The organism is Citrobacter sp. Awk 2, from assembly GCF_028069815.1.
Taxonomy (GTDB): Bacteria; Pseudomonadota; Gammaproteobacteria; order Enterobacterales; family Enterobacteriaceae; genus Citrobacter.
On record NZ_JANEWL010000107.1, the window covers coordinates 1 to 15,191 of the forward strand.

The window sequence follows — 15,191 nt, forward strand, 5'->3', positions numbered from 1 at the left end:
GATATGACCAGCAGGGATAATAGATAGACTTAAAAAAGTAAAAAAATAAAGAACGTATTATATCTTCTTCATTGCCTGCCGATAACAAGGGGAAGTATCGCCTGATGGCGAATTCCTCATCAATGGCAAGGAAATTATTATGTATTTGCTGAAAAACTTCACTATTCGTATTGTCATGCTGGCAATACTTGGACTTTTTTGCCTGCTCTGGTCGGGCGTGGGTTTATTCAGTCTTCATGCTTTATCAAAAATATCAGAAGGGAATGATATTGATCGCCATCTCGTCAAACAGATGACGGTGTTGAGTCAGGGTAACGATCAGTACTTTCGCTTTGTGACACGCCTGAGCCGTGCAGTGGATGTCAAAATTGGTGGTGGAACGCCTGATTTTACACCTGCCCAGCAATCGCTGGATAATCTGAGCCAAAAGCTCCAGGAGATGAAAACATTATCTCCGGGGCCGATGGACCCGGAAATTTCAGCAGCAGTGCTGGCCAAGTGGCAAGCTTTGCTGGATAAAGGCGTGATACCGCAAATGCAGCTGGCGCAGCAGGGCTCGCTGACGGCGTTTTCGGAACATGCCAGCACGATTACGCCCGCACTGAGCCGTGAATTTGGTGCCAGCGCTGAACGGTTTAATACCACAGCCGGAAAGAGACTTGATGCGACGCGCATTATGGTAGACGGTAAAACGTCGATCATTCGGACACTGATTATTACTGCCGTTATCCTCGGGATTGCCCTCCTTTTCTTCACCGATCGTTACCTCGTTACCATGATGGTGAAACCTCTCGGCCGTATTCGCCAGCAGTTCCGCCAGATTGCCCAGGGCGATCTCAGCCAGCCGATTGAAGAATTCGGCCGGAACTGTGTAGGCCAACTGGTCCCTTTATTGTGCGCAATGCAGGATAGCCTGCGTGAGGCCGTAAGTACGATTCGTTCAGGCAGTGACAACATCTGGCGAGGCGCTACGGAAATTTCTACCGGCAATAACGATCTCTCTTCCCGTACTGAAGAGCAGGCGGCAGCGCTGGAAGAGACAGCAGCCAGCATGGAAGAGCTAACCGCAACGGTAAAACTTAACGCCGAAAATGCGCGTGAGGCCAGCCAGCTTGCCGATACCGCAACAGAAACAGCAGGTAAAGGCAGCAAATTGGTTTCTGAAGTGGTCGACACCATGGACGGTATTGCTGCCAGTTCTAAACAGATCGCAGAAATTACCTCCGTCATTAATAGCATTGCTTTCCAGACCAACATTCTGGCGCTTAACGCCGCCGTTGAGGCGGCCAGGGCTGGTGAACAGGGACGTGGTTTTGCCGTGGTGGCGGGGGAGGTACGTAATCTCGCCAGTCGTAGCGCTGGCGCGGCAAAAGAGATTGAGACATTAATCGGTGAATCGTCGCGTCGTGTCGACCAGGGGGCTCGACTGGTCAAAGAGACCGGGTTAACGATGGAAGCGATTCTGCGCGGCGCGACCGAAGTGACCGTCATCATGAAACAAATTGCCTCTGCTTCTGAAGAACAGAATAAAGGTATCTCGCAGGTCAGCGTTGCGATCACTCAGATGGACAGCGTGACGCAACAGAATGCCGCATTGGTAGAACAAGTATCCGCTGCGGCAGTAGCGCTGGAACGGCAAACGGAAGAGCTGCAACGCTCTGTACAGCAATTCCGGCTTTCAGCTAACGATGTGCAATATGCATCGACAAATACCGCTTCCCCTTCCGCAGAAAGCAGAACCTCTGCAGCGCCTAAAACGGACGAGTGGGTATCCTTTTAATCTGGCACAAAAAAGTGCGTGATACCTCTGGCCTTTGCTTAAAAAATCGCTATATAATTTATTATATAGCGATTGGAGGTTATGCATGGACAACCATTTTGGTAAGGGCCTGATGGCCGGATTGAACGCCTCAAGTGCGGACAGTGCTCGTTCAGCGGCGAATTTTTGTTCAGATTATAAACGCGGTTTTGTTCTGGGTTTTTCACATCGAATGTTTGAAAAAACGGGTGACCGACAGCTCAGCGCGTGGGAAGCGGGGATCCTGACGCGCCGTTACGGACTGGATAAAGAGATGGTGATGGATTTCTTCAAAGAGAACCAGTCGAGTACAACAATTCGGTTTTTCATGGCCGGCTATCGGCTCGAAGCTTGATCCAAAAGGGGTATTATCTTGCTTTAATTAATTACACTATTGACCTACGCCTTCGTTTTGTTGCTCCGCCGAAGTATTATAATGCACATAACCATATAAAAAGTGTGGTAATGGCGCGCCGATCGCAATAAGCAACATGCGAATGGTGCAAAATAAAAGCCAGGTCTTCGCAACGGAATAACAATAAAATGACTGGAGATAATTCTCTCATCAATTCGAACGGCATCAATCGCCGTGATTTCATGAAGCTTTGTGCAGCACTGGCCGCTACCATGGGGCTCAGTAGCAAAGCCGCCGCAGAAATGGCCGAATCAGTTTCTCGTCCTCAGCGCCCACCGGTTATCTGGATTGGTGCTCAGGAGTGTACGGGTTGTACTGAATCGCTGCTTCGTGCGACACACCCTACAGTGGAAAACCTCGTTCTGGAGACCATCTCTCTGGAATACCATGAGGTACTCTCTGCCGCCTTTGGCCACCAGGTCGAAGAGAACAAACATAACGCTCTCGAGAAGTACAAAGGGCAATATGTTCTGGTGGTAGATGGTTCTATACCACTAAAAGATAATGGTATTTACTGCATGGTTGCCGGTGAGCCAATTGTGGATCACATCCGAAGAGCGGCCGAAGGTGCAGCAGCTATCATCGCTATCGGCTCTTGTGCCGCATGGGGTGGTGTCGCTGCCGCTGGTGTGAACCCAACAGGTGCAGTCGGCTTGCAAGAAGTTCTGCCAGGCAAAACCATCATCAACATCCCAGGCTGTCCGCCTAACCCACATAACTTCCTCGCCACGGTCGCGCATATCATCACTTACGGTAAGCCGCCGAAGCTGGATACCAAAAACCGTCCGACATTTGCTTACGGTCGTTTGATTCACGAACACTGCGAACGTCGCCCGCACTTTGATGCCGGTCGTTTTGCTAAAGAGTTCGGCGATGAAGGCCACCGTGAAGGTTGGTGCCTCTATCATCTGGGCTGTAAAGGGCCAGAAACGTACGGCAACTGCTCAACATTGCAATTCTGCGATGTTGGCGGCGTGTGGCCGGTGGCGATCGGTCACCCTTGCTACGGCTGTAACGAAGAAGGTGTCGGTTTCCATAAAGGCATTCACCAACTCGCCCATGTGGAAAACCAAACCCCGCGTTCAGAGAAGCCTGATGTCAACATGAAAGAAGGCGGCAACATTTCAGCTGGGGCTATTGGGCTGCTTGGCGGCGTAGTAGGACTGGTTGCCGGCGTCAGCGTGATGGCGGTACGTGAATTGGGGCGTCAGCAGAAGAAAGATAACGCTGACTCACGGGGAGAATAACCGTGAACAGACGTAACTTTATTAAAGCAGCCTCCAGCGGGGCATTGCTGTTGGGCGCTGCGCCGTCCATCAGTCATGCGGCTGCAGAAAACCGTCCGCCGATCCCGGGTTCACTTGGGATGCTCTATGATTCGACGCTGTGCGTAGGCTGCCAGGCCTGCGTTACCAAGTGTCAGGATATCAACTTCCCGGCACGTAACCCGGAAGGCGAGCAGACCTGGTCGAACAACGACAAACTGTCACCGTACACCAACAACATCATCCAGGTGTGGCGTAGCGGAACAGGTGTTAACAAAGACCAGGAAGAGAACGGCTACGCATATATTAAGAAACAGTGCATGCACTGTGTCGATCCAAACTGCGTCTCCGTTTGCCCGGTTTCCGCGCTGAAGAAAGACCCGAAAACCGGCATCGTCCACTATGACAAAGATGTCTGTACTGGTTGCCGCTATTGCATGGTTGCCTGCCCGTACAACGTCCCTAAATACGACTACAACAACCCGTTTGGTGCGCTTCATAAATGTGAACTGTGTAACCAGAAAGGCGTTGAACGTCTGGACAAAGGGGGGTTACCGGGGTGTGTTGAAGTGTGTCCTGCCGGTGCCGTGATTTTTGGTACGCGTGAAGAGCTGATGGCTGAGGCAAAAAAACGTCTCGCCCTGAAGCCTGGCAGCGAATACCACTATCCGCGTCAGACAGTGAGCGCTGGTGATACCTATTTGCATACGGTACCGAAGTACTATCCGCACCTGTACGGTGAAAAGGAAGGCGGTGGTACGCAGGTTATGGTGCTGACGGGTGTTCCTTACGAGGATTTGGATCTGCCAAAACTGGATGACCTTTCAACCGGTGCGCGTTCCGAACATGTTCAACATTCCCTGTATAAGGGCATGATTTTACCCCTGGCTGCGCTGGCGGGCTTAACCGTGCTGGTTCGTCGTAATACGAAAAACGACCATCACGATGGAGGAGACGATCATGAGTCATGATCCTAAACCGCTGGGCGGAAGAATAATCAGCAAACCGGTCATTATTTTTGGGCCGTTAATCGTCCTGTGTATGCTCCTGATCGTAAAACGTCTGGTCTTCGGATTGGGGTCAGTTTCCGATCTGAACGGCGGTTTCCCGTGGGGCGTATGGATCGCGTTTGACCTGTTGATCGGTACTGGTTTCGCGTGTGGTGGTTGGGCGCTGGCGTGGGCGGTGTATGTTTTCAACAGAGGGCAATACCATCCGCTGGTACGTCCGGCGTTGCTGGCAAGCCTGTTTGGTTACTCGCTGGGTGGTTTGTCGATCACCATTGACGTTGGTCGTTATTGGAACCTGCCGTATTTCTACATTCCGGGTCACTTCAACGTGAACTCGGTACTGTTTGAAACGGCGGTCTGTATGACCATCTATATCGGTATCATGGCGCTGGAATTTGCTCCGGCCTTGTTTGAACGTCTGGGCTGGAAAGTATCGCTCAAGCGTTTGAATAAAGTGATGTTCTTTATTATTGCTCTCGGCGCGCTGCTGCCGACCATGCACCAGTCTTCAATGGGTTCATTGATGATTTCTGCGGGCTATAAAGTACATCCGCTATGGCAAGCTTATGAAATGCTGCCACTTTTCTCTGTATTAACCGCCTTTATAATGGGCTTCTCGATCGTCATTTTTGAAGGCTCGTTGGTACAAGCGGGTCTGAAAGGTAATGGTCCGGATGAGAAAAGTCTGTTCATCAAGCTGACAAATACGATTAGCGTTCTGCTGGCGATTTTCGTTGTCCTGCGCTTTGGCGAGTTGATCTACCGCGACAAGCTGTCGTATGCGTTTGCAGGCGATCTTTACTCCGTGATGTTCTGGATTGAAGTCGTGCTGATGGTCTTCCCGCTGGTGGTGCTGCGTGTCACGAAGCTGCGCAATGACTCGCGTATGCTGTATCTGTCCGCGTTGAGCGCATTGCTGGGTTGTGCAACATGGCGTCTGTCCTATTCGCTGGTGGCATTCAATCCTGGTGGTGGCTACCACTACTTCCCGACCTGGGAAGAACTGTTGATTTCTATTGGTTTTGTGGCTATTGAGATTTGTGCATACATCGTACTCATTCGTCTACTGCCGATACTTCCTCCTTTAAAACAAAACGATCAAAATCGTCATGAGGCGAGCAAAGCATGAGCCAGAGAATTACTATTGATCCGGTAACCCGTATTGAGGGTCATTTACGCATCGACTGCGAAATCGAAAATGGCGTGGTATCTAAAGCATGGGCTTCCGGTACCATGTGGCGCGGCATGGAAGAGATCGTGAAGAATCGCGATCCGCGCGATGCCTGGATGATTGTTCAGCGTATTTGTGGTGTTTGCACCACAACTCACGCTATCTCTTCTGTTCGTGCAGCTGAAAGCGCGCTGAATATTGATGTTCCGGTGAACGCACAGTACATCCGTAACATCATTCTGGCCGCGCATACCACGCATGACCATATCGTGCACTTCTACCAGCTCTCTGCGCTGGACTGGGTGGATATTACTTCCGCATTGAAAGCCGATCCGGCGAAAGCCTCGGCGATGCTGAACGGCGTGTCTTCCTGGCATCTGAACAGTGCTGAAGAGTTCACCAAAGTACAGAACAAGATCAAAGACCTTGTTGCCAGCGGTCAGTTAGGCATTTTTGCCAACGGTTGTTGGGGTCACCCGGCAATGCAGTTGCCGCCTGAAGTGAACCTGATTGCGGTCGCACACTATCTGCAGGCGCTGGAATGTCAGCGTGATGCTAACCGCGTTGTGGCGCTGTTGGGTGGTAAAACACCGCATATTCAGAACCTGGCGGTAGGTGGGGTTGCTAACCCAATTAACCTCGACGGCCTCGGTGTGCTGAACCTTGAACGTCTGATGTACATCAAGTCCTTCATCGATAAGCTGAGCGACTTCGTTGAGCAGGTTTACAAGGTGGATACCGCAGTTATTGCAGCGTTCTATCCTGAGTGGCTGGAACGTGGTCAGGGTGCGGTTAACTACCTGAGCGCGCCGGAATTCCCGACTGACGGTAAAAACGGTAGCTTCCTGTTCCCGGGCGGTTATATCACCGATGCCGATCTGTCGACTTATCGTCCGATCACCTCTCATTCAGATGAGTACCTGATTAAAGGGATTCAGGAGAGTGCGAAACACGCATGGTACAAAGACGAAGCGCCGCAGGCACCGTGGGAAGGCACAACGGTTCCTGATTACACCGGCTGGTCAGATGATGGCAAATACTCCTGGGTTAAAGCACCGACCTTCTACGGTAAAACGGTTGAAGTGGGTCCGCTGGCCAACATGCTGTGTAAACTTGCTGCTAAGCGCGAGTCAACTCATGCCAAGCTGAATGAAATCATCGCGATTTACACCAAGCTGACGGGTAAAACCATCGAAGTTTCGCAGCTGCACTCTACGCTGGGTCGTATCATTGGTCGCACCGTTCACTGCTGTGAACTGCAGAATGTTCTGCAGGATCAGTACAACGCGCTGATCGTGAACATCGGTAAAGGTGACCACACCACCTTCGTGAAACCGGATATCCCGGCAACAGGCGAATTCAAAGGTGTAGGTTTCCTTGAAGCGCCGCGCGGTATGCTTTCTCACTGGATGGTGATTAAAGACGGTATTATCAGCAACTACCAGGCGGTTGTTCCGTCAACCTGGAACTCAGGCCCACGTAACTTTAATGATGAAGTGGGACCGTACGAGCGTTCGCTGGTCGGTACACCAATTGCCGATCCAAACAAACCGCTGGAAGTGGTTCGTACCATTCACTCCTTCGACCCTTGTATGTCATGTGCGGTGCATGTGGTGGACGTTGACGGGAACGAAGTGGTCTCAGTTAAGGTTCTGTAATGCGGATATTAGTCTTAGGGGTCGGCAATATTTTGCTGACCGATGAAGCCATCGGGGTACGTATCGTTGAGGCATTAGAACAACGATACATCCTGCCAGACTATGTTGATGTTCTGGACGGTGGTACGGCTGGGATGGAGCTTCTCGGCGATATGGCGAACAGAGATCATCTGATTATCGCTGACGCCATTGTGTCGAGAAAAAACACGCCGGGAACGATGATGGTCCTGCGGGACGAAGAGATTCCGGCGTTGTTTACCAACAAAATCTCACCGCACCAGCTTGGCCTGGCCGACGTTTTGTCGGCCCTGCGTTTTACCGGCGAGTTTCCGAAAAAACTGACCCTGGTGGGTATCATTCCGGAATCGCTGGAACCGCATATTGGGCTGACACCGACGGTTGAAGCGATGATTGAACCTGCGCTTGAGCAGGTTCTTGCTGCGCTGCGCGAGTCTGGCGTTGAAGCTATTCCACGGGAGAAGGCACATGTCTGAGGAGTTCTTAGGCTTTCAGACAGCCCCGAAGCAGCAAATTCAGGCAGCGTTTGAAGAGGTTTCCCGGCGTTCGATGCACGATCTTTCTTTCCTGCATCCGAATATGCCGGTGTATGTCTCTGATTTTACGCTGTTTGAAGGGCAGTGGACGGGATGCGTTATCACGCCCTGGATGCTCAGTGCACTGATTTTCCCAGGGCCGGATCAGATCTGGCCCGTGCGTAAAGTCAGCGAAAAAATCGGGTTGCGTCTGCCGTATGGCGAGATGACCTTTACCGTGGGTGAACTGGATGGTGTATCGCAATACCTCTCCTGCTCGCTGATGTCGCCGCTTTCGCATAGTCTGTCGGCACAGGAAGGCGTTCGCCTGACTGACGATTGTGCACGGATGGTGTTATCGCTACCGGTAAGTGACCCGAATGCACCGCAGATGGGGCGTCGTGCGCTGCTGTTGGGCCGGCGGAACTGCGAAAATGCATGAGCTGTCTCTTTGTCAGAGCGCGGTTGAGATTATTCAGCAGCAGGCAGAGCAGCACGATGTAAAACGCGTTACCGGCGTTTGGCTGGAAATTGGGGCACTCTCGTGTGTTGAAGAGAGTGCCGTCCGTTTCAGTTTCGACATCGTCTGCCAGGGAACACTGGCGCAGGGATGTGAACTGCATATTGATTACAAACCCGCCCAGGCCTGGTGCTGGGATTGCAGTCAGGTCGTAGAGATCACCCAGCATGATGCACAGTGCCCTCTCTGTCAGGGCGATCGCCTGCGGGTAGATGCTGGCGATTCACTGAAAGTGAAAAGTATTGAAGTCGAATAGCCCATAGGTTGCTATGGGGCGGAGTCAGATATGTGTATTGGAGTCCCTGGTCAGGTTCTGGCCGTTGGTGAAGATATTCACCAGCTTGCGCAGGTTGAAGTGTGCGGCATCAAGCGTGATGTTAATATTGCCCTGATTTGTGAAGGCGAACCTGCCGAACTGGTTGGGCAATGGGTGCTGGTGCACGTAGGGTTCGCCATGAGCATCATTGACGAAGATGAAGCTAAATTCACGTTGGATGCACTTCGCCGCATGGAGTATGACGTTACCAGCGCGTGATTTTATGCCGGATAGCGGCGCAAACGCCTTATCCAGCCTACGGTATGGCGTCTTTGTTGGCCTGATGGCGACGCCCCGGCGTCGCCATCAGGCATTTTAACCCTGACGTTTATCTTCGGTATTGGTATCGAAGTCGCTGGCATCATGGCGTTCATGAAGCTGCTCATTCAGCGGTCCGTTAGTGCGGTTTACAATGCGACCACGCTTAACTGCCGGACGTGCTGCAATCTCTTTTGCCCAGCGCTGAACGTGCTTGTAACTACCCGCATCAAGGAATTCCGCCGCATCATAGACATTCCCCAATACCACATTGCCAAACCACGGCCAGACCGCCATATCGGCAATGGTGTACTCATCTCCCGCTACAAACTGATGATGTGCAAGTTGCTTATCCAGCACGTCGAGTAAACGCTTGGCTTCCATTGTGAAGCGATTGATTGCGTACTCAATTTTAACCGGCGCATAGTTGTAGAAGTGGCCGAAACCACCACCGAGGAAGGGGGCCGCTCCCTGTAACCAGAATAACCAGTTCAGCGTTTCGGTGCGTTTTGCCAAATCCTGCGGCAGGAAATAACCATATTTTTCTGCCAAATAGAGCAGGATCGAACCAGATTCAAATACACGTACCGGCGGATTTTGTGAATGGTCGCGTAGCGCCGGGATCTTAGAGTTTGGATTCACTTCAACAAAGCCGCTGGAGAACTGATCGCCATCGCCAATGCGAATGATCCAGGCATCGTATTCCGCACCCTTTACACCCTGCGCCAGCAACTCTTCCAGCATAATCGTCACTTTCTGACCGTTTGGCGTACCCAGCGAGTACAGCTGCAACGGATGCTTGCCGACCGGTAGCGTTTTCTCATGCGTTGCACCGGAAACCGGGCGGTTGATATTGGCGAATGCACCGCCGTTTGATTTTTCCCACGTCCAGACTTTCGCGGGCTGATAAGTGTTGTCTGACATGTTGACCTGCCTTCTGAGTGGTTGTGTTGAAGCAGTGTAGCAGCTAGGTAGAACTCAATTTAACAGATTGGGACTTTATGTCGCTTTGTGCTGAAAGGGGAAGATAAAACTAACCCGTTCATTGTACCCAGACTGTACTCCATGAAGAGGAAATCAATATTGGACGGAAATTGCTACCGTACTCACCATCAATAATTGGCGGTCAGTAAGCAGTAACAATGAAAAATGGTGTTCCAGGAGTTAGCGGTTATCAGGGCCCGGCAGGTGGGTGGGGCGCGGTAAAAGCCGTCACTGCTTCGGTGTTTTCGCAAAAGGCTGTTGTACGCGACATTATCGCGATGTTCAAAATGAACCAGGTGAAAGGGTTCGATTGTCCGGGCTGTGCGTGGCCGGACCCGGGTCATCGTGCGCCAATGGAGCTGTGCGAAAACGGCGTTAAGGCCGTGTCCTGGGAAACAACCCGCAAGAAAGCGTCACCGGAATTTTTCAGCCGTCACCCGGTTTCCACACTCTGGCACTACAGCGATTATGAGCTGGAAAATATAGGTCGTCTGACGCATCCAATGAAATACGATGTAGCGTCGGATACCTGGCAGGCCGTGGAATGGGCCACTGCGTTTCAGGAAATCGGTGAGCGCCTGCGCAGCTATGATTCCGCTGAGCAGGTCGAGTTTTACACCTCAGGCAGAACGTCCAATGAGGCTGCGTTCCTGTACCAACTTTTTGCCCGCGAATACGGCAGCAGCAACTTTCCGGATTGCTCAAACATGTGCCACGGACCAACCAGCGCGGGGCTAACGCCAGCCATTGGTCTTGGGAAAGGAACCGTTGAACTCGATGATTTTGACCATTGCGAACTGGTGATTTGCATAGGACATAACCCCGGCACGAACCATCCGCGCATGCTCACCACGCTGCGCGATGTTGCCAGACGCGGGGCTAAGATTATCTCCATCAATCCGCTGACCGAACGAGGGCTTGAGCGCTTTAGCTTCCCGCAGAGTCCGAAAGAGATGTTCACCGGCCAGGCAACGGAACTCAGCAACGACTACTACCAGGTCAAAATGGGCGGTGATGCCTCATTGCTTAAAGGCATCATGAAGGCGCTGATCGAAATGGATGAAGCGCGGATCTTGTTGAACAGACAACCTTGTCTCGATCATGCCTTTATCGATGAACATACCGAAGGCTATTCGGCGCTGTATGACGATTTACGCCAGTGTAGCTGGGCGACGCTGGAATTGGACTCCGGCCTGACGCGAAGCCAGATGGAAGACCTGGCACACAGTTACAACAAGTCCCGCGCGACTATCATCTGCTACGGTCTGGGGATCACCCAGCATAAAAACGGTACTGAGAACGTTCAGCAATTGATCAATCTGCTGTTGCTGAAAGGTAATATGGGCAAGCAGGGCGCAGGGATCTGCCCGCTGCGCGGCCACTCGAACGTGCAGGGTGACCGTTCTGTGGGGATTAACGAGGCAGCATCCGAAGACTTCTTGCAACGCCTGGAAGCGCATTTCTCTATCCGCGTTCCGCGCAAGCATGGCCGCTCCAGCGTGGAGAGTATTCGGGCAATTGAGCGGGGAGAGGCGAAAGCGCTTATCTGCATGGGGGGAAACCTGGCGGTGGCGATGCCGCAACCACAGCGTACCTTCGCCGCGATGAAAAAACTCGATATGCAGGTCCATATCGCAACCAAGCTTAATCGATCGCATTTGCTGTTGGCTAAACATAACTATCTGCTACCCGCATTGGGCAGAACGGAACGCGATCTGCAAGCGACAGGCATTCAGTCGGTGACCGTCGAGGATTCAATGTCGATGGTACACGCCTCCTGTGGTGGGCTGAAACCCGCTTCGCAATGGTTAAAGTCTGAACCGGCAATTGTGGCGGCAATGGCACGCGCCACGCTGCCTCACTCGCCGGTGAACTGGGAGACGTTAGCTGGAAACTACGCGCTGATCCGCGATGCCATTGAAGCTGTGATTCCGGCGTTCCGCGATTACAATGCGCGTATTACTGCTCCTGGCGGATTTCGTATGGATACACCAGCCTCACGTCGTGAATGGCATACGGAGAATGGTAAAGCCAACTTTATCGTCAGCCGCCAACGGGCCGTGGTGCGGGAAAACCAACCTGCTGACGCGCTGGTTCTGGCTACGTTGCGCAGTCACGATCAATACAACACCACTATCTATGGCATGAACGATCGCTATCGAGGTATTACCGGTCGGCGCGATGTGGTGTTTTTGAGTGCCACTGAAGCAGCTGCTCGTGGGCTGAGTCAGGGGGATGTTGTCAACGTTCAGGCGCTGGACGATAAGGGGTTGCCCTGTGCCGATCGCGTGATGTACGGGTTAACGGTGGTGATTTACAACATGGCAGCGGGCTCTATTGGTGCTTATCTGCCGGAAGCGAATGTGTTGTTGTCGCTGGATGCGGTAGACACTAAAAGCTTAACCCCTGCGTATAAAAGCGTACCGGTGACGTTGAAGAAAGCGTAGTTCCTGCTGTGAATTTTTCGCCTCTGAGCGCCAGCCGCTGCGTTGAGGTGTATGATAGGTCGACCTCTGTCCGGTTAGTGTCGCAGAGCAGGCAATCAGAGCGAAAAATTCACGCCAACCTGCTCAGGCTGTATTGTTTTGAGGTAAGGTGCATGAGCAAAGGAACGACCAGTCAGGATGCCCCATTCGGGACATTATTGGGCTACGCCCCAGGCGGCGTAGCAATCTACTCTTCAGATTACAGCTCCCTCGACCCACGGGACTACGACGATGATGCTGCTTTTCGTAGCTATATCGACGACGAATATATGGGCCACAAATGGCAGTGTGTAGAATTTGCACGCCGTTTTCTCTTCCTCAACTATGGCATGGTCTTCACTGATGTGGGCATGGCATGGGAGATCTTCTCCTTGCGCTTCCTGCGTGAAGTGGTGAATGACAATATCCTGCCGTTACAGGCATTCCCGAATGGTTCGCCTCGTGCGCCGGTTGCAGGTGCTCTGCTTATCTGGCAGAAAGGCGGCGAATTTAAAGACACCGGGCATGTGGCAGTCGTCACCCAATTGTTGGAAAACAAAATCCGTATTGCCGAGCAGAACGTGATTCATACGCCGCTGCCGCCAGGGCAGCAGTGGACACGCGAGCTGGAAATGGTAGTGGAAAATGGCTGCTACACGCTGCGTGACACTTTTGATGACACCACCATCCTTGGCTGGATGATCCAGACTGACGACACTCGTCACAGCCTGCCGCAGCCGGAGTTCGCCAATGACTCGCTGAAAATTGGCGGCGCACGACTGGAAGATAACGGGCAGTTTGACGGTAAGTGGCTCGATGAGCAGGACCCGCTGCAAAAAGCCTACGTGCTGGCGAACGGTCATGTGATCAATCAGGATCCGCATCAGTACTTTACGATTACCGAAAGTGCAGAGCAGGAGCTGATTAAAGCGACCAACGAACTGCACCTGATGTATCTGCACGCTACCGACAAGGTACTGAAAGACGATAACCTGCTGGCGCTGTTTGATATCCCGAAAATCCTCTGGCCGCGTCTGCGCTTATCCTGGCAGCGGCGTCGTCATCATATGATTACGGGGCGCATGGATTTCTGTATGGATGAGCGTGGGTTGAAAGTGTACGAGTACAACGCCGATTCCGCATCCTGCCATACCGAAGCCGGTCTGATCCTCGAAAGATGGGCTGAGCGGGGTTATACCGGGCATGGGCACAACCCGGCAGAAGGACTGATTAATGAACTGGCGGGGGCATGGAAACACAGCCGTGCGCGTCCTTTCGTTCATATCATGCAGGATAAGGATATTGAGGAAAACTACCATGCGCAGTTTATGCAGCAGGCTCTGCACCAGGCTGGTTTCGAAAGTAAGATCCTGCGTGGTCTGGACGAATTGCGGTGGGATGATGCGGGCCAGTTGATTGATGGTGACGGTCGTCTGGTGAACTGTGTCTGGAAAACCTGGGCGTGGGAAACCGCGATTGAACAGGTGCGTGAGGTGAGTGAAACTGAATATGCGGCTGTGCCGATTCGTACCGGACATACTCAGCAGGAAGTGCGCTTGATAGACGTGTTGTTGCGCCCGGAAGTATTGGTATTTGAACCACTTTGGACAGTGATTCCAGGGAACAAAGCGATTCTGCCGATTCTGTGGCAGCTCTTCCCTCATCATCGCTATCTGCTGGATACGGATTTCACGGTGAATGATGAGCTGGCGAAAACGGGTTATGCGGTGAAACCGATAGCTGGGCGCTGCGGTAACAACATCGATTTGGTTAGCCACCAGGAAGAGTTGCTGGATAAAACCAGCGGTAAGTTTGCCGAGCAGAAAAACATTTATCAGCAACTTTGGTGTCTGCCAAAGGTTGCCGGTAAATATATTCAGGTCTGTACCTTCACCGTAGGTGGTAACTACGGCGGGACCTGCCTGCGCGGTGACGAGTCGCTGGTGATTAAAAAAGAGAGTGATATCGAGCCGTTGATTGTGGTGAAGGAGTAAGTTCGTGACCCCGTAGTGGTGGTATTGCCATTGCGGGGTATTCATATATGAGCGATCTTGAATATTCCAAAAACCATGTTTTAGCAGGCTCACTAATTGGATTAGTTTTTCTGCTGAAACCTATTACATAAAATCGTGGACCACGCGCTGGCGATTTTAAGATGTTTTATATATCAAATCTATTCTCCAATCTTTTTTATTTACCCATTCTATATATGAATTTCCCTCTGTTTTTTGATGGGGTTTTTCATATTTTAAGTGTTGATGTACATCAAATTAAAATCGAACTTCCAATAACGCTCTGCTAATTTCGACTCTTTCGATATAAATGCGTGTGTCAGGCGTTAATTGTGGCGTGTTTTTCTGCCAAAACGAGTAATTTCTNATTATTNAATAGAGTAAAATGCTTAAGATTTTCCTTATTTAAGGTCAAAGATCTGATTATTTGATTTTNTGCAGCTCATTATTCTATTATCGTCTGTAAAGAACTGTAGTGTGACGAGTGTGTACAGCGATAAACAGAGGGATGATGAGATGGCTGACAGTTTCCAGAATGAGGTGCCAAAGGCACGCGTTAACCTAAAACTTGACCTGCATACCGGCGGGGCGAGCAAGAAAACAGAATTGCCGTTGAAATTACTGGTTGCAGGTGATTTCAGTAATGGTCAGGAATTCTTACCCTTATCCGGACGTGAAAAAACCAATATAACTAAAAACAATTTCGATGCTGTTCTTTCTGATTATTCCCCCAGAGTCGACCTCACTGTTAAAAATACGCTTGCTGATGACGGCAGTGAGGACACC

General features: G+C 51.5%; 14 protein-coding genes. 13 read left to right on the top strand and 1 reads right to left on the bottom strand.

Translation table 11 applies throughout. The features are described from left to right. Window positions 1-139: 139 nt before the first annotated feature. The 10 genes from NNO02_RS19935 (at window position 140) to hybG (ending at window position 8,905) form a co-directional block, all read left to right on the top strand. Window positions 140-1,780, top strand: coding sequence for a methyl-accepting chemotaxis protein (locus NNO02_RS19935; protein WP_271455560.1), 1,641 nt, complete (start codon window positions 140-142; stop codon window positions 1,778-1,780). Window positions 1,781-1,865: 85 nt separating this feature from the next. Continuing rightward, entirely contained in the window at window positions 1,866-2,153 is a 288-nt protein-coding gene (locus NNO02_RS19940; RefSeq protein ID WP_271455561.1) for a DUF2623 family protein, read from the top strand. Window positions 2,154-2,341: 188 nt separating this feature from the next. Further along, window positions 2,342-3,460 carry a hydrogenase 2 small subunit gene (hybO, locus tag NNO02_RS19945; protein ID WP_016154493.1) on the top strand — a complete coding sequence of 373 codons (1,119 nt, stop codon included), beginning with the start codon at window positions 2,342-2,344 and terminating at the stop codon, window positions 3,458-3,460. 2 nt (window positions 3,461-3,462) lie between these two features. Then, a complete protein-coding gene (gene hybA / locus NNO02_RS19950; RefSeq protein ID WP_271449641.1) occupies window positions 3,463-4,449 on the top strand; it encodes a hydrogenase 2 operon protein HybA in 987 nt (328 codons plus the stop codon). Further along, window positions 4,439-5,617: a Ni/Fe-hydrogenase cytochrome b subunit gene (gene hybB / locus NNO02_RS19955; RefSeq protein ID WP_005123144.1), complete on the top strand. Its 1,179-nt coding sequence runs from the start codon at window positions 4,439-4,441 to the stop codon at window positions 5,615-5,617. The genes hybA and hybB overlap by 11 nt, the downstream gene beginning before the upstream one ends. Next, a complete protein-coding gene (gene hybC / locus NNO02_RS19960) occupies window positions 5,614-7,317 on the top strand; it encodes a hydrogenase 2 large subunit (RefSeq protein ID WP_003828353.1) in 1,704 nt (567 codons plus the stop codon). The genes hybB and hybC overlap by 4 nt, the downstream gene beginning before the upstream one ends. Further along, on the top strand, window positions 7,317-7,811 hold the full coding sequence (locus NNO02_RS19965) for a HyaD/HybD family hydrogenase maturation endopeptidase (protein ID WP_271449640.1): 495 nt from the start codon (window positions 7,317-7,319) through the stop codon (window positions 7,809-7,811). Before hybC ends, NNO02_RS19965 begins: the two co-directional genes overlap by 1 nt. Then, window positions 7,804-8,292 carry a hydrogenase-2 assembly chaperone gene (hybE, locus tag NNO02_RS19970; protein WP_271455562.1) on the top strand — a complete coding sequence of 163 codons (489 nt, stop codon included), beginning with the start codon at window positions 7,804-7,806 and terminating at the stop codon, window positions 8,290-8,292. Before NNO02_RS19965 ends, hybE begins: the two co-directional genes overlap by 8 nt. Beyond that, a complete protein-coding gene (hypA, locus tag NNO02_RS19975; RefSeq protein WP_045447504.1) occupies window positions 8,285-8,626 on the top strand; it encodes a hydrogenase maturation nickel metallochaperone HypA in 342 nt (113 codons plus the stop codon). The genes hybE and hypA overlap by 8 nt, the downstream gene beginning before the upstream one ends. Window positions 8,627-8,656: 30 nt before the next feature. Next, window positions 8,657-8,905 carry a hydrogenase maturation factor HybG gene (gene hybG, locus NNO02_RS19980; RefSeq protein ID WP_048213216.1) on the top strand — a complete coding sequence of 83 codons (249 nt, stop codon included), beginning with the start codon at window positions 8,657-8,659 and terminating at the stop codon, window positions 8,903-8,905. A 96-nt stretch (window positions 8,906-9,001) separates the two neighbouring features. Here the strand turns inward: hybG and yghU are convergent, their stop codons facing one another. After that, window positions 9,002-9,868 (bottom strand): glutathione-dependent disulfide-bond oxidoreductase, encoded by an 867-nt coding sequence (yghU, locus tag NNO02_RS19985; protein WP_137382583.1) that lies wholly within the window; start codon window positions 9,866-9,868, stop codon window positions 9,002-9,004. Between the two features lie 218 nt (window positions 9,869-10,086). Between yghU and NNO02_RS19990 the strand changes: the two genes are divergently transcribed. The 3 genes from NNO02_RS19990 to NNO02_RS20000 all read left to right on the top strand — a co-directional run. Continuing rightward, window positions 10,087-12,375, top strand: coding sequence for an FdhF/YdeP family oxidoreductase (locus NNO02_RS19990; RefSeq protein ID WP_271455563.1), 2,289 nt, complete (start codon window positions 10,087-10,089; stop codon window positions 12,373-12,375). Between the two features lie 152 nt (window positions 12,376-12,527). Further along, window positions 12,528-14,387: a bifunctional glutathionylspermidine amidase/synthase gene (gene gss / locus NNO02_RS19995; protein WP_271455564.1), complete on the top strand. Its 1,860-nt coding sequence runs from the start codon at window positions 12,528-12,530 to the stop codon at window positions 14,385-14,387. Between the two features lie 534 nt (window positions 14,388-14,921). Then, window positions 14,922-15,191: type VI secretion system contractile sheath small subunit (locus NNO02_RS20000; RefSeq protein ID WP_271455565.1), on the top strand; the 270-nt coding region annotated here is incomplete at its 3' end.

What these genes read in the sequence shown, in the direction of transcription:
- hypA (WP_045447504.1), top strand. Translation starts at nt 8,285, where the DNA reads ATGCATGAGCTGTCTCTTTGTCAGAGCGCGGTTGAGATTATTCAGCAG.
- NNO02_RS19935 (WP_271455560.1), top strand. Translation starts at nt 140, where the DNA reads ATGTATTTGCTGAAAAACTTCACTATTCGTATTGTCATGCTGGCAATA.
- hybB (WP_005123144.1), top strand. Translation starts at nt 4,439, where the DNA reads ATGAGTCATGATCCTAAACCGCTGGGCGGAAGAATAATCAGCAAACCG.
- hybC (WP_003828353.1), top strand. Translation starts at nt 5,614, where the DNA reads ATGAGCCAGAGAATTACTATTGATCCGGTAACCCGTATTGAGGGTCAT.
- hybE (WP_271455562.1), top strand. Translation starts at nt 7,804, where the DNA reads ATGTCTGAGGAGTTCTTAGGCTTTCAGACAGCCCCGAAGCAGCAAATT.
- gss (WP_271455564.1), top strand. Translation starts at nt 12,528, where the DNA reads ATGAGCAAAGGAACGACCAGTCAGGATGCCCCATTCGGGACATTATTG.
- hybG (WP_048213216.1), top strand. Translation starts at nt 8,657, where the DNA reads ATGTGTATTGGAGTCCCTGGTCAGGTTCTGGCCGTTGGTGAAGATATT.
- NNO02_RS19990 (WP_271455563.1), top strand. Translation starts at nt 10,087, where the DNA reads ATGAAAAATGGTGTTCCAGGAGTTAGCGGTTATCAGGGCCCGGCAGGT.
- NNO02_RS19940 (WP_271455561.1), top strand. Translation starts at nt 1,866, where the DNA reads ATGGACAACCATTTTGGTAAGGGCCTGATGGCCGGATTGAACGCCTCA.
- yghU (WP_137382583.1), bottom strand. Translation starts at nt 9,868, where the DNA reads ATGTCAGACAACACTTATCAGCCCGCGAAAGTCTGGACGTGGGAAAAA.
- hybO (WP_016154493.1), top strand. Translation starts at nt 2,342, where the DNA reads ATGACTGGAGATAATTCTCTCATCAATTCGAACGGCATCAATCGCCGT.
- NNO02_RS19965 (WP_271449640.1), top strand. Translation starts at nt 7,317, where the DNA reads ATGCGGATATTAGTCTTAGGGGTCGGCAATATTTTGCTGACCGATGAA.